Source organism: Flavobacterium sp. K5-23 (assembly GCF_023278045.1).
GTDB lineage: Bacteria > Bacteroidota > Bacteroidia > Flavobacteriales > Flavobacteriaceae > Flavobacterium.
Genome location: NZ_CP056783.1, coordinates 249,567 through 262,899, shown reverse-complemented (window position 1 = coordinate 262,899; position 13,333 = coordinate 249,567). Strand labels below are relative to the sequence as shown.

Annotated in this window: 15 protein-coding genes; 12 read left to right on the top strand and 3 right to left on the bottom strand. The window is 32.7% G+C overall.

What is annotated here, in order from left to right; genetic code table 11:
- Positions 1-32: 32 nt before the first annotated feature.
- Positions 33-740 (bottom strand): dipeptidase PepE, encoded by a 708-nt coding sequence (pepE, locus tag FLAK523_RS01230; RefSeq protein WP_248905659.1) that lies wholly within the window; start codon positions 738-740, stop codon positions 33-35.
- A gap of 151 nt (positions 741-891) precedes the next feature.
- On the opposite strand from pepE, the gene FLAK523_RS01225 reads away from it, so the two are divergent.
- The 8 genes from FLAK523_RS01225 (at position 892) to FLAK523_RS01190 (ending at position 7,670) form a co-directional block, all read left to right on the top strand.
- On the top strand, positions 892-1,650 hold the full coding sequence (locus FLAK523_RS01225) for a carboxypeptidase-like regulatory domain-containing protein (protein WP_248905657.1): 759 nt from the start codon (positions 892-894) through the stop codon (positions 1,648-1,650).
- On the top strand, positions 1,643-2,407 hold the full coding sequence (locus tag FLAK523_RS01220; RefSeq protein WP_248905655.1) for a carboxypeptidase-like regulatory domain-containing protein: 765 nt from the start codon (positions 1,643-1,645) through the stop codon (positions 2,405-2,407). Before FLAK523_RS01225 ends, FLAK523_RS01220 begins: the two co-directional genes overlap by 8 nt.
- The gene (locus FLAK523_RS01215; protein ID WP_248905653.1) at positions 2,400-3,131 is read left to right on the top strand and encodes a carboxypeptidase-like regulatory domain-containing protein; all 732 of its coding nucleotides are present in this window, start codon (positions 2,400-2,402) and stop codon (positions 3,129-3,131) included. The genes FLAK523_RS01220 and FLAK523_RS01215 overlap by 8 nt, the downstream gene beginning before the upstream one ends.
- A complete protein-coding gene (locus tag FLAK523_RS01210; protein WP_248905651.1) occupies positions 3,121-3,870 on the top strand; it encodes a hypothetical protein in 750 nt (249 codons plus the stop codon). Before FLAK523_RS01215 ends, FLAK523_RS01210 begins: the two co-directional genes overlap by 11 nt.
- Positions 3,867-4,370 (top strand): DUF6702 family protein, encoded by a 504-nt coding sequence (locus FLAK523_RS01205; protein WP_248905649.1) that lies wholly within the window; start codon positions 3,867-3,869, stop codon positions 4,368-4,370. The genes FLAK523_RS01210 and FLAK523_RS01205 overlap by 4 nt, the downstream gene beginning before the upstream one ends.
- A gap of 66 nt (positions 4,371-4,436) precedes the next feature.
- Complete coding sequence (locus FLAK523_RS01200) at positions 4,437-6,674, top strand: M1 family metallopeptidase (protein ID WP_248905647.1); 2,238 nt, start codon at positions 4,437-4,439, stop codon at positions 6,672-6,674.
- Between the two features lie 106 nt (positions 6,675-6,780).
- Positions 6,781-7,107 carry a twin-arginine translocase TatA/TatE family subunit gene (locus FLAK523_RS01195; protein WP_248908113.1) on the top strand — a complete coding sequence of 109 codons (327 nt, stop codon included), beginning with the start codon at positions 6,781-6,783 and terminating at the stop codon, positions 7,105-7,107.
- Positions 7,107-7,670, top strand: coding sequence for a phosphatase PAP2 family protein (locus FLAK523_RS01190; protein WP_248905645.1), 564 nt, complete (start codon positions 7,107-7,109; stop codon positions 7,668-7,670). Before FLAK523_RS01195 ends, FLAK523_RS01190 begins: the two co-directional genes overlap by 1 nt.
- A gap of 182 nt (positions 7,671-7,852) precedes the next feature.
- Here FLAK523_RS01190 and FLAK523_RS01185 read toward each other — a convergent pair whose 3' ends face one another.
- A complete protein-coding gene (locus FLAK523_RS01185) occupies positions 7,853-8,494 on the bottom strand; it encodes an O-methyltransferase (protein WP_248905642.1) in 642 nt (213 codons plus the stop codon).
- 80 nt (positions 8,495-8,574) lie between these two features.
- Here FLAK523_RS01185 and rlmN point away from each other — a divergent pair, with 80 nt between their 5' ends.
- A complete protein-coding gene (gene rlmN / locus FLAK523_RS01180; protein WP_248905640.1) occupies positions 8,575-9,618 on the top strand; it encodes a 23S rRNA (adenine(2503)-C(2))-methyltransferase RlmN in 1,044 nt (347 codons plus the stop codon).
- A gap of 75 nt (positions 9,619-9,693) precedes the next feature.
- Here rlmN and FLAK523_RS01175 read toward each other — a convergent pair whose 3' ends face one another.
- On the bottom strand, positions 9,694-10,548 hold the full coding sequence (locus FLAK523_RS01175) for a hypothetical protein (RefSeq protein WP_248905630.1): 855 nt from the start codon (positions 10,546-10,548) through the stop codon (positions 9,694-9,696).
- Between the two features lie 282 nt (positions 10,549-10,830).
- On the opposite strand from FLAK523_RS01175, the gene FLAK523_RS01170 reads away from it, so the two are divergent.
- The 3 genes from FLAK523_RS01170 to FLAK523_RS01160 all read left to right on the top strand — a co-directional run bounded on the left by FLAK523_RS01170 (position 10,831) and on the right by FLAK523_RS01160 (position 13,323).
- Positions 10,831-11,808: a polyprenyl synthetase family protein gene (locus FLAK523_RS01170; protein WP_248905628.1), complete on the top strand. Its 978-nt coding sequence runs from the start codon at positions 10,831-10,833 to the stop codon at positions 11,806-11,808.
- Positions 11,809-12,050: 242 nt separating this feature from the next.
- Positions 12,051-12,611: an RNA polymerase sigma factor gene (locus FLAK523_RS01165; protein ID WP_248905626.1), complete on the top strand. Its 561-nt coding sequence runs from the start codon at positions 12,051-12,053 to the stop codon at positions 12,609-12,611.
- The gene (locus FLAK523_RS01160) at positions 12,598-13,323 is read left to right on the top strand and encodes a hypothetical protein (RefSeq protein WP_248905624.1); all 726 of its coding nucleotides are present in this window, start codon (positions 12,598-12,600) and stop codon (positions 13,321-13,323) included. Before FLAK523_RS01165 ends, FLAK523_RS01160 begins: the two co-directional genes overlap by 14 nt.
- The last annotated feature ends 10 nt before the right edge of the window (positions 13,324-13,333 follow it).

Genomic DNA, 13,333 nt, shown 5'->3' with positions numbered 1-13,333 from the left:
TTTGAAGCCGAAACATTTATGTTTCGGCTTTTTTATTTTAAGCCACTTAGGTCACTTCCTGATTCCAGTTCTATTGCAGTTTGATTTTGTTTAAAAAGACGTGCAGTCAAAGTTCCTCTTAAGAAAGTTTTTTCTCCTTTTACTTCCAGCCAGCTTCCTTCTCTAAGTCCTAATACTGGAATAGTATTAAATGCATGGAATTCTTTGATTCTGGTTTCACGTGTTTCTCCCATATGTTTTGACTGTGTGTCGGGATCTAAGTAATGGGCATTTATGTTAAAAGGAATTAAGCCTAATGTTTGAAAACTTGGAGGATAAATAATAGGCATGTCATTCGTATTCTGCATACTTAGTCCACATATGTTACTTCCCGCACTAGTCCCTAAATAAGGAGTTCCGTTTTTTACAGTTTCCGCAAGAGTTGTTATTAGTTCATTTTTATACAATTGGTAAACTAATAAAAAAGTATTTCCGCCTCCCGTAAATATTCCTTCGGCATTTTTTATTGCAATTCCGGCATCTATATATTCATGTATTCCTTTTACATCAATATCTATTTTGGCAAAAGCCTGAGAAACCTTTGCAGTGTATTCCTCATGTGTAATACCGCTTGGCCTTGAGTAAGGAATGAATAATACTGTTTTGCACTCTTTAAAATGGTTTTTTAACTCTGGTAACAGGTATTCTAAATAGTCACCACCGTGTAGGGTGGATGTACTGGCTATGATAATGTTTTTCATTTTTTGATTGTAATTTGGTCTAAAGGTATAAAAACGTGTTTTTTATTCCCCATTTTTTATTAACATATTTTTACCAAGACGTTAGTAATTAATTTGGAGGAGCTTGGGATATTTTTGTATTCAGTCAATATATAGATTGATTGTTGCAATAATGAGTTGGTATCTAAAGCTTTTTTTAATTTTATATGCTGCCAATACGATGGCACAAGCGCCTGAACAAACTAAATTAAAAGGTAAAATACGAGCTCGAATTTCTGACATCGAAGGGGTTTATGTTATCAATAAGAATACAGAGGCTGCTGTAACAACTGATAAAGAAGGTTTCTTTTCTATAACTGCAGTTGAGGGTGATACATTATTGTTTTCGGCAATACAGTATAAGGTACTCAAACTTGTATTAACTTGCGGTCATTTTGAAAAAGATTTTATCATAGTTAATGTGGAACCCGCAATGAATTTGTTGAATGAAGTTATTATTCGAAAGTATGATAATATAAACGCTGTTTCACTCGGAATTATCCCAAAAGGTCAAAAATCATATACACAAGCTGAACGATTATTGAAGACTGCCAATTCTCTTGATGCCTCTGCCAGTGTGGGTGGAATGGCTGGTGGCTCTGTTTCTGCAGATCCATTATTTAATTGGATTTCCGGTCGAACGGCGATGCTTAAGAAAGGAGTTGAAGTAGAAAGTAAAATTAGGTGTATACAAAAATTGGAATATATGTTTGATAAAAATCATTTTATAAACAAGTTAGGAATTCCAGCTATCTACGTGAAAGGGTTTGAGTATTTTGCTGTTGAAAATGACAAATTCACGAAGATTTTAAATTCAGGTAATAAAACAGTAATTGAGTTTTTATTAGGCGAGCTCGCTGTGAAATATAAAAGCATTATTGCGAATGAATAAAAAAAATATTTTTTCAGTAATTCTGTTTTTGCTAATCACTCCGTTTTTATTTGGTCAGATAGACAGCAGGAAAATAATTTATGGAGTAATAGTTGTAGAGAATATCACTGGTGAATCTATTAATGTAGTCAATCAATCACTTAAATTGAGTACGGTTTCTGATAAAAATGGATTGTTTTCTATTTTGGCAAAAGAAGGAGATGTTTTGGTATTTTCTGCTGTAAATCTGGATACTTTACATAAAATAATAATCAAACATGACTTGGTCCTGGATGTGATTCGTATTACTATGACTCCAGCAAGTATTGCGCTTAAAGAAGTTGTAGTCAAAGAGCGTCAGAAAATATCGGCAGAGAGTTTGGGTATTATTCCTAACGGGATGAAAAAATATACTTCAGCCGAAAGGAAATTGAAAACAGCTGGTGATTTTAAACCTATCATGTTGTTAGGTTTAATTGGAGGTTCGATGCCTTTAGATCCGTTGATTAATATGATAAATGGTAGGACAAAAAGGCTTAAAAAGGATTTGGAAGTTGAAAGGAAAGAGTTTTGTTTAAAGAAATTGGAAAATATGTTTGATGAAGATCATATTATAAACAAGTTAGGTATTCCTGCTATCTATGTGAAAGGGTTTGAGTATTTTGCTGTAGAAAATGAAAACTTTATTAAGAATCTAAATTTGGGTAATAAAACGGTGATTGAGTTTTTATTAGGGGAACTCGCTGTAAAATATAAAAGCATTATTGCTAATGAATAATAAAAATACTTTTTTAGTAATCCTGATTTTGTTGATTACTCAGTTGTTTTATGGTCAAGTAACCAAACAGATTACGATTCAGGGTGTAATAGTTGTCGAGAACGCAACTGCTGAATCAATCAATATAGTTAATCAATCAAGTAAATTGAGTGCTGTTTCTGATAAAAACGGATTGTTTTCTATTTTGGTAAAAGAAGGAGATGTTTTGGTATTTTCTGCTGTAAATCTCGTAACTTTACATAAGACCATTAATAATCAGGATTTAACAAAGGAATTCATTTCGATACTGATGGTTACAAAAAGCATTGATCTCGATGAAGTTGTGATTAATGAATATCCTCAAATCACTGCTGAAAATTTAGGGATTATCCCATACGGTCAAAAAAAGTATACTCCTGCCGAAAGGAAGTTATATACAGCTACATCTGGTGGAGGAATTGACGGACTTTTAAATGCTATTTCTGGCCGCAAAGCAATGCTTAAAAAGAATATAATAGTAGAGAAAAAAGGACAGGCTTTAAATCGATTAGCTTACCTATTTGAAGACAAGTATTATATTGAATCTTTAAAAATTCCGGTTGATTACATTCAAGGATTTCAATATTATTGTGTGGAAAACGGGGAATTTGTAGAATCATTAAATACCAGGAATAAAACATTGTCAATGTTTTTAATTGTCAGTTTAGCAAAGAATTATAACCAAATTAATCAAAATGAAAACTAAAATAGGAATATTTCTTTTGAGTTTGTTTTGTCAATTTTGTATGGCTCAAACATTGACCAGGAAACCATTGCATGGTCAGGTAGTAAATGATAATGTTAAGATTGAAAACGGTGTGGTTTTTAATTTAAACTCAAAGTCAGGAGCGGCTGTTAAGGAAAATGGTTTTTTTGTGGTTTCAGTAAAAATAAATGACACTTTGCTAATTTCAAGTTTAGGGTTTAAGTCTAGAAAAATAATTATTACCGATACTAATATTAAGTCGCCTCTTTTGAGAGTGCGAATGGAGGTTCATACAAATCAGCTGACTGAAGTTCTTATTTTTGCTAAAAAGTGGAAAAACCCTGTCGAAGGAAAGTCTCAGGAAATTGTGGATATGCAATACGTTGATGATGAAAAATCTTCGCCAAAAAATATAGCGATGCCGCCGGACGGGAGTATTGATAAAGGAACGGATTTTGTCCGGATTTATAAAGACGTCTTGACAATTTTTAGAAAAAACAATCCTGATAAAATTGATTATTCACAGGGTTTCTCGGATTTTGCAATGTCTAAAATTGGGTATGATTTTTTTACGAATACATTGAAACTTAAAGACGATGAAATTGGTCTTTTTCTAATTTTTAGTGAAAACGATCCAAAAGCAAAAACGGTACTGAAAAACCAAAACGAATTTGAATTGATAGAATTTCTGGTTACTAAAAACAAGGAATTCAAAAGAATGACTACTTTTGACAAATGAAAAAAGCATTTATAATTACACTTCTTGCGATATTTAGTTTGTCTTTAGTTTCCTTTAGCGCTCATAAATTTTATATGGCGATCTATCAGGTAAATTACGCTCCACAAAAGAAAATGTTACAAATCACTTCCAGGATTTTCATTGATGATTTGAATAAAGCGCTTGAGAAAAAATACAAGAAAAAATTGTTTTTAGGCCTAGATAAAGAATCAGCAGAAGAATTAATTCTGTTGAAAAAGTATATCAATGAAAATTTTTCGATTAAAGTAAACGGACAGTCAAAATCCATGAATTTCTTGAGTAAGGAAATAGACGATGATGTGCTGATTTGCTATTGGAGCATTAAAGAAATAGCTAAAATCAATTCTCTTGAAATAAGTAATTCTGTCTTGTTAGATTGGAATGCTGAGCAACAAAACATTACTCATATAAATGTTTTGGGAATTAAAAAAAGTATCCTCTTTACTGAATCTTCCACAAAAGAGATGTTAAAATATTAAATTTTTTGAAATAAGCTGTGGAAAATTATTATTTTCACGGGCTGAAATAATTTCGAAATTCTATCTATGAAAAAAATCACATTATTTTTTATTCTTCCAGTAGTATTATTTGCACAGGAGAAAACGACTGCTCCTAAACAATCAGGGAAGTATGACACAAATAAGTTTAGTCAAATGTATGATTTATTGGCAACGCCAAATATGTTTCGTACAGCTTCAGGTGCTCCGGGTCCTGCTTATTATCAACAACAGGCTGATTATAAGATGGATATTGAATTAGACGACAAAAATGCAAAATTAAGTGGTTCTGAAACCATTACTTATCATAATAATTCCCCAGATAGTTTGGAGTATTTATGGGTGCAATTAGACCAGAATCAAGCAGCTCCTAATTCGCAATCCCCTTTAGCGGAAAGTGACAGAATGGATCAAACATTTCCTGCGGCTACTTTTACTAACAAGTTCTTGAAAAATAAACTAGAACGTGGCTTTAATATTGAATATGTAAAAGACGCTAAGGGAGCTCCTATGTCTTATACTATCAATCAAACTATGATGCGAATCAATTTAGTGACTCCAATGAAGCCTGGAGAAGTGATGTCTTTTTCTATAAAATGGTGGTATAACATCAATAATTATAGAACAGAAGGAGGACGTTCAGGGTATGAATTATTCGAAAAAGAAGGAAATAGATTGTATGTGATTGCTCAGTTCTACCCTAGAATGGCAGTTTATAATGATGTTGAAGGTTGGCAAAACATGCAATTTTGGGGAGGTGGAGAATTTGCTTTGCCTTTTGGAGATTTTGATGTAAATATTACTGTTCCTGCTGATCATGTTATGGAGGCAACGGGTGATTTGATGAATAGAAGCGAGGTGTTTACACCAGCTCAAGTTAAAAGATATGAATTAGCTCAAAAAACTTACGATACCCCTGTTGTAGTTGTTACACAACAAGAAGCAGAAGCAAGTGAAAAAGGATTTTCTGATAAAAAGAAAACCTGGAAATTTAGCGCTAAAAACGTTAGGGATTTTGGAATTGCTACTTCTAGAAAGTTTATTTATGATGCAATGGCAGTTAAATTAAGCGAAAAAACCGTAATGGCAATTTCGTTATATCCAAAAGAGGCTAATCCACTTTGGGGAGAAACATCTACAAAAGTAGTAGCGCATACTTTAAAAAGTTACTCTTCTCATACTTTTGATTATCCTTATCCAAAAGCAATTTCAGTTTCTGCTGAAGACCAAGGAATGGAATATCCTATGATTTGCTGGAATTATGGTCGTCCTGATGCTAATGGGGTTACAAGTGACCGAATCAAACACGGTATGACAAGTGTAGTTATCCATGAAGTGGGACATAATTATTTCCCTATGATTGTGAATTCTGATGAACGTCAATGGACTTGGATGGATGAAGGATTGAACTCTTTTATGGAATATATGGCTGAGCAGGAATTAGATCCTAATTACCCTTCAAGCCGTGGACCTGCGCATAAAATTGTGCCTTATATGAGCGGAGACCAAAAGTTTTTAGAGCCTATAATGTCAAATTCTGAAAATATTATCCAATTTGGTAATAATGGATACGGAAAACCTGCAACAGGACTTAATATCCTTAGAGAAACAATTATGGGAAGAGAATTGTTTGATTATGCTTTCAAAGTATATGCAAACCGTTGGAAATTCAAACACCCTACACCAGAAGATTTTTTTAGAACAATGGAGGATGCTTCAGGAGTAGACTTAGATTGGTTTTGGAGAGGTTGGTTTTATTCAACTGATTATGTAGATATCGGAATTAGTGATGTAAAACAATTTTATGTTTCTGAAACTCCTACAAAGGAATTGAAAGACGCTAAAGTTAGAAGAGGACGTTTTGGAGAAGAAAAAGGCCCGTTTGTTTATCTTATATCAGGAAAAAGCGAAGAGTTGTCATCAAGTCAAAAGAAAGCTTTGAAGTTAGAAGATGTGAAATTATTATCTGATTACGTAAATCAAAAATTCACAGCCGAAGAAAGGTCTAATTTAAAATCGCCTAAGTATTTTTACGAGGTAGAGTTTAATAAACCAGGAGGGATGTTGATGCCTATATTAGTTGAATTGACATTCGAAGATGGAACAAAAGAAAATTTCAAGTATCCAGCTCAAATCTGGAGAAAGAATAATGATACCGCTAAACGTGTTTTTGCAACCGAAAAAGCAATCAAAAAAATTCAAATTGACCCAAAATTAGAAACAGCAGATATTGATGTGACTAATAACACTTGGCCAAAAGAAGAGCTTAAATCAAAATTTGACTAAGCTAGCAAAATTAAAAAAAGACTCTTTATGAGTCTTTTTTTTTATGAAAAAATTAAAAGACAAAGTTTCAAAATATGGTATCTTTGCAGCAATTAAAAATAAAAATATGTTTGGCATAGGAGGAGGAGAGTTAGTTTTCATTTTATTTATAGTACTCATGCTTTTTGGTTCTGATAAAATACCAGAAATAGCGAAGACTATGGGGAAAGCAATGGCGCAATTAAAAAATGCGACAAACGACATTAAAAGCGAAATTCAAAAAGGTGCTGAAGCTAATGGTTTAGACGCTAAATCATTGAGTGATATGACAGGCGGGATCAATTCAGAGATTAATAAAGCCAAAGAAAGCCTTCTTGGAGATACAGTTACTCAGGTTGAAAAAGTGAAAGAAGACATAGAAAACATTACAGGACCTGTAAAAAGACAAATGTAATGCTAGATAAAATTCTATCTCTTGATACTGGTTTATTAGTTTATTTAAATGGTTTAGGTTCGGAGACTTACGATGGTCTTTGGCTTATGATCACTAAGCAGCTTAACTGGATTCCTTTGTTTCTAGTATTGCTGTATCTTCTTTTTAAGAAATTAGGCACGAAACAAACATTGTATTTGCTCTTGTTTGTAGCGGTTTTGATAGCATTTACAGACCAGGTTACTAATTTATTCAAAAATGGATTTCAAAGACTACGCCCTTGTAATAATCCTGAGATTAATTCTATAATTCGACTGGTTAAAACAAGTAATTCGTATAGTTTCTTTTCCGGTCACGCTGCAAATAGTATGGCGGTTTCAACATTTTTATACTGTATTTTAAAGAAATATTATAAGCATACCATATTCCTGTTTTTATGGCCACTAATTTTTGCTTATAGCCGTATTTATCTGGGACTGCATTACCCTATAGATATTTTAACAGGGTATGTATTTGGGATGTTATCAGGATGTACGATGTTTAAAATATACCAATACATTCAAATCAAATATTTTTCAAAATAATTTTACAAGAAGCTATTCCAGCTGTACATTTCAATCTTCTGGTTTAAAACGGTTTTTTCTGTTAAAAATAAAGGAGCTTCCGTTGGTCGCTCTTTTTTTTTAGAAAAAATTCATTTTAAACCAGAAGGATTTCCTTTCTCATCTGGGCTAAAAAGCAGGTTTTTTCAGGATGTAATAGCAAATTAAAGAACCCTGCTTACCGTTAGTCCATCACGAATAGGCAGTAAAACCGTTTCCACTCTTGGGTCATTACTCAATAAATCATTATATTCCAGCAGTATTTTTGTGCTTATGTCATTAGGATGTAAAGGTTCTAATACCTTTCCGCTCCATAATACATTGTCAGAAAGGATAATGCCTCCTTTATTCATTTTTGGAAGAATTTGTTCAAAGTAATTGATGTAATTCTCTTTGTCCGCATCGATGAAAACCAAATCAAATTTTACTTCAAGCGTTGGTATAATATCTACCGCTTCTCCTAAGTGCTGAACGATTTGATTGCCCCAAGGGGATTTATCGAAGTGTTTGCGCTGAAAATCAACCAGCTCTTCTTTAATGTCTATTGTATGGAGTTGGCCGCCTTCCTGCATACCTTCACATAAGCACAAAGCCGAATAACCCGTGTAAGTCCCTATTTCGAGAATGTTTAAAGGCCGAATCAGTTTAGATAACATACTTAATACACGTCCCTGAAAATGACCGCTTAACATACGAGGCAAAAGTATTTTTTGATATGTTTCCTTGTTTAAGGCTGCTAATAACTCAGGTTCCTTTTGAGAATGTTGCTCTATATAATCTTCTAGTTCTTGGGAAATGAAGTGCATTGTTTTAAATTTTTCACAAAATTACAAATAACCAAATTCACAAATAACGAAAACTACAAAATAGTTACTAACTTTGCAGCATGCAAATTGAGAAAAAAGACATACGAGCCTTATCAAAAGAACAATTAAGAGATTTTTTTGTTGCTAATGGAGATAAGTCCTTTCGTGGGAATCAGGTTTATGAATGGTTGTGGAGCAAAGGCGCGCATAATTTTGATGATATGACTAATGTGACAAAAGCCACAAGAGTTATGCTGGAAGATAATTTTGTTATCAATCACATTAAGGTTGATACAATGCAACGCAGTACTGATGGTACAGTTAAGAATGCCGTTAGACTTCACGATGGACTAGTTGTAGAGTCAGTTTTAATACCTACAAATACAAGAACAACTGCTTGTGTATCGAGTCAGGTGGGTTGTAGTTTAGATTGTAATTTTTGTGCTACAGCACGATTAAAAAGAATGCGAAATCTTGAACCTGCTGAAATTTATGATCAAGTTCTGGCTATAGATAAAGAAAGCCGTTTGTATTACAATCATCCTTTGTCGAATATTGTTTTCATGGGAATGGGTGAGCCATTAATGAATTACAACAATGTTTTAAAGGCTATCGAAATGATAACTTCAAGTGAAGGTCTAGGAATGTCTCCAAAACGTATTATGGTTTCGACTTCAGGTGTGCCTAAAATGATAAAGAAGCTAGCTGATGACGATGTAAAATTTAAACTGGCTGTTTCGCTGCATTCTGCAATTGATGAAATTAGAGCGAGAATTATGCCTTTTAGTGCAAGTTTTCCTCTAGCAGATTTAAGAGAATCATTAGAATATTGGTATAGAAAGACCAAAAGTAAAATCTCTTATGAATATGTAGTTTGGAAAGGGATAAATGACGATAAAGATTCAATCGATGCTTTGGTTAAATTTTGTAAATACGTTCCGTGTAAAGTCAATCTGATTGAATATAATCCAATCGATGATGGAGAATTTCAACAAGCTTCAGATGAATCAATCAATGCCTATATAAAAGCACTTGAAAATTCGGGAATTGTGGTGAAAGTAAGAAGAAGTAGAGGGAAAGATATTGATGCTGCCTGTGGTCAACTGGCTAATAAGGAAGCATAAAAGAACTTATTATAAATTAAAAAAGGTTTAGCCGTCATAGATGGCTAAACCTTTTTTTGTTAAAGAATTAAAAATCTATTTCTTTAATTGAATTTCTTTAGTGACACCATTTACTGTTATTGTAGCTAAATTATCACAATCTCCATTTCCAAAATCTAATAAGGCTTCTTTGTTATTCTTAACAATTAGAATGCTTCCTTTTGTAGCGAAAGGTATTTTGCAACTCATAGTGAATTGTAATGGAGTTTTAATAGTGCTAGAGATTTTAGTTCCATTAGGGAAAGTAGTAATATGATATCCCCATACTTTGAAAACATTATCTTCCCAGTTGAATGGAGTTTCAAACCCAGCAGTCATTTCTTTAACTCTTGTTCCTATTCTAGTATACACTTTTCCATCTCCAAAAGTGACAGTCATATCGACTGAGTGTGTAGATACAGGATGAACTGTAGCTAATAACTCAGTGCTTTTACTCTCATGTGTAATACTTCTATTTCCTTTGATTAACTTGTTGTTGTGGTAGAAGTCTACAAATGAATAAGAAATTGTTCTTGAAGGTGATGTGTAGTTTTTAGAGAAGCTAATAACGATCTTTCCTTTTACAAAATTTCCGTTTTTAAGTTCACAGCCAACTGTTCCAAAATCAATTGTTCTAGTCCAAGTATCCGTAGTTAATACGGTGGTAATAGTTGCACAAGTAGGTAAGATACTCTTAATTACAGTTGTTGATTTATTTGTAGTGCTTTGTTGCATAGCATACTGGTCATCCACAATAAGAGAAACGTCATCGATAGCAATATCCAAATTTGACTCTACAGTAATTTCATCGCTTGTTACCGCAGTAGTGTCTGCTGCTGTTTCATTTGTATCACAACTAATAAAAAAAGTGAAAGCTATAATAGCTCCGAGAAATAATTTTTTTGTTTTCATAATTAAATGGTATTTAGGTTATTTCTTTTTGATAATAAAATTACAAAAAGGTTTAATTGGGGTTTGATTAATTATTAAAAATAAACGAATAGTCTATGTAAAGTGTGAAAAGTCGACTAAATACACAATTATATATTAAATCGTTTGTTATATTCGGAAAAAACGTACGTTGTAATTTATATGTTTTATAAATTATTGTTTTGCTCTTAATACATAACTTAACGGATGTACTTGTTAAAATTATTTACTTTTTTTATATAAAAGAGTATATTTGAATTCTATATGAATGTAACTTCTCAAATAAAACAACCTATTTTTAATGAAATGGAACTTTTTGAAAAAAAGTTCTACGAATCCATGACCTCAAAAGTGGCTTTGTTAAATAGGATTACATATTATATTGTAAACCGAAAAGGAAAACAAATGCGACCCATGTTTGTTTTTTTAACCGCTAAAATGGTTTCCAGGGGAACTGTAAATGAAAGAACTTATCGCGGAGCATGTGTAATTGAACTTATTCATACTGCAACTTTAGTGCATGACGATGTGGTGGATGACAGTAATAGACGCCGTGGTTTCTTTTCTATCAATGCATTATGGAAAAATAAAATTGCCGTTTTAGTTGGGGATTATTTATTGTCAAAAGGATTGTTACTTTCCATAGATAACGATGATTTTGATTTACTTAAAATAATTTCAGTTGCTGTCCGTGAGATGAGTGAAGGCGAATTACTTCAAATAGAAAAAGCCAGACGTCTAGATATCACGGAAGATATATATTACGAGATCATTCGAAAAAAAACAGCTACTCTTATAGCTGCCTGTTGTGCTCTTGGCGCTAAATCAGTTATCGAAGATGTAAGTGAGGTTGAGAATATGAGAAAATTTGGAGAACTCATAGGAATGGCTTTTCAAATAAAAGATGACTTATTCGACTATACTGACGAAGCCATTGGAAAACCAACAGGGATTGATATTAAAGAACAAAAAATGACTTTGCCTTTGATTCATGTTTTGAATACTTGCACCTCTAAAGAAAAAGCATGGCTTATCAATTCCATTAAAAATCACAACAAGGATAAGAAAAGAGTAAAAGAAGTGATTGCTTTTGTAAAAGACAATAATGGTTTGGTTTACGCCGAAAGTAAAATGATTGAATTTCAGCAAGAAGCATTATTACTCCTGGATAACTATCCGGATTCCGAGTTCAAAGTTGCCCTAATTTTGATGGTGAATTACGTTATTGAAAGAAAGAAGTAGAGTATATGCCTTTAAAACGAAATAATTTTTCAAATTCTTTAGTGTTTTAATTCATTTAAACACAGGTAGTTAAAGCTGAATCGGAGTTGGTTAAATACCTAGTTACAATATTTTTTTATTGACGATGCAACCTTTATGCCATCGAACTCGTCTATGTTAATAGAAGTCTTATTCAATATCAAAAAAACATTTGCAATAGCAATAATTAATATCAAAATTGAATTTAGTCATTTCAATTATTTATGAAAGTAATCAATTTACATCAAGAAGAACAAGAACTCATTCTGCTGGCTGTCGATAATAATCGACAAGCGCAACAAAGGATTTATACTTTGTTTTCTCCAAAAATGTTAAGTGTTTGCAGGCAGTATATAAAAGACATACATCAGGCAGAAGATGTTATGTTAACCGCTTTTATGAAAGTCTTTACTAATCTGAAAAATTTCATGAATATTGGAAGCTTTGAAGGCTGGATAAGGAGGATTATGGTGAATGAGTGTATTTCTTTTATTCGCGTACAAAAAAATATAAAGTTTACTGACGATGAGACTTTTTTCGAAGAAAGCTATAATAACATTGAAAGTCAGTTTTCTATAGAAGACATTCAGTTTTTGATAGACAGTTTGCCTGACGGTTATAAAATGATTTTCAATTTATATGCGATAGAAGGATATAAGCACAAGGAAATTGCTGAGATGTTAGGGATTAATGAAGGAACATCTAAATCGCAGTTATCGCATGCCAGGAAAATTTTGCAAAAGCAGATCAATACCACAAAAAATTACGAGTATGGAACCGAATAAATTGGATTTTGAAATACAACAAAAATTAGAGGTCAGAACGATACAACCATCGGCGCAAGCCTGGGGTCAATTAGAAGCGATGCTAGATGCTAAAGATAAAACGAATGAAAAGCACAATTATAAATGGATTTATATTGCTGCCAGTTTTGTTGGGTTATTAATCATAAGTTCGGTGTTTTTAAATCTTAAAGAACCCAATGTTGTAAATAGTGACAAATCAGTGGTAATAGAGGAAACTCCAACGATTAATAAACAGTATAAGAGTTCGACTATTAATGAAACGGTTACGCCTTCCCATAATGCTAATAGGAGTGTTGTGGTTCGGCAAGTTATTGCTGAAAACACTAATGCTAAGGGACAGCCAAATCAAGTTAAGGATAAAGTAAAGGTCGTTTCAATTAGTAATGTGTCAAAAGAAAATGCTACTATAGTTAGTTCTTCTGAAAGCAAAGTTTATCAATCAACTAACAAAAATAAATACATTACTGCAGAAAATTTATTAGCAGCAGTTAGTAATATTAAACTTGACTCAAAGACTACTGATAAAACAATTGAGAAAAACAGAAAAGGTACATCTGTAGATCCAAGCAGTTTGTTGTCAAGTGTTGAAACAGAATTAAATCAATCGTATAGAGAATCAGCTTTAGATAAAATCAGTAAAAAGTTTAATGTTTTAAAAACGGCTGTGGCCAATAGGAATTACGAAGAGTAAATAATCATCA

Excerpts from the sequence above, each read along its gene's own strand:
- pepE (WP_248905659.1), bottom strand. The coding sequence starts at position 740 with ATGAAAAACATTATCATAGCCAGTACATCCACCCTACACGGTGGTGAC.
- FLAK523_RS01225 (WP_248905657.1), top strand. The coding sequence starts at position 892 with ATGAGTTGGTATCTAAAGCTTTTTTTAATTTTATATGCTGCCAATACG.
- FLAK523_RS01220 (WP_248905655.1), top strand. The coding sequence starts at position 1,643 with ATGAATAAAAAAAATATTTTTTCAGTAATTCTGTTTTTGCTAATCACT.
- FLAK523_RS01215 (WP_248905653.1), top strand. The coding sequence starts at position 2,400 with ATGAATAATAAAAATACTTTTTTAGTAATCCTGATTTTGTTGATTACT.
- FLAK523_RS01210 (WP_248905651.1), top strand. The coding sequence starts at position 3,121 with ATGAAAACTAAAATAGGAATATTTCTTTTGAGTTTGTTTTGTCAATTT.
- FLAK523_RS01205 (WP_248905649.1), top strand. The coding sequence starts at position 3,867 with ATGAAAAAAGCATTTATAATTACACTTCTTGCGATATTTAGTTTGTCT.
- FLAK523_RS01200 (WP_248905647.1), top strand. The coding sequence starts at position 4,437 with ATGAAAAAAATCACATTATTTTTTATTCTTCCAGTAGTATTATTTGCA.
- FLAK523_RS01195 (WP_248908113.1), top strand. The coding sequence starts at position 6,781 with ATGTTTGGCATAGGAGGAGGAGAGTTAGTTTTCATTTTATTTATAGTA.
- FLAK523_RS01190 (WP_248905645.1), top strand. The coding sequence starts at position 7,107 with ATGCTAGATAAAATTCTATCTCTTGATACTGGTTTATTAGTTTATTTA.
- FLAK523_RS01185 (WP_248905642.1), bottom strand. The coding sequence starts at position 8,494 with ATGCACTTCATTTCCCAAGAACTAGAAGATTATATAGAGCAACATTCT.
- rlmN (WP_248905640.1), top strand. The coding sequence starts at position 8,575 with ATGCAAATTGAGAAAAAAGACATACGAGCCTTATCAAAAGAACAATTA.
- FLAK523_RS01175 (WP_248905630.1), bottom strand. The coding sequence starts at position 10,548 with ATGAAAACAAAAAAATTATTTCTCGGAGCTATTATAGCTTTCACTTTT.
- FLAK523_RS01170 (WP_248905628.1), top strand. The coding sequence starts at position 10,831 with ATGAATGTAACTTCTCAAATAAAACAACCTATTTTTAATGAAATGGAA.
- FLAK523_RS01165 (WP_248905626.1), top strand. The coding sequence starts at position 12,051 with ATGAAAGTAATCAATTTACATCAAGAAGAACAAGAACTCATTCTGCTG.
- FLAK523_RS01160 (WP_248905624.1), top strand. The coding sequence starts at position 12,598 with ATGGAACCGAATAAATTGGATTTTGAAATACAACAAAAATTAGAGGTC.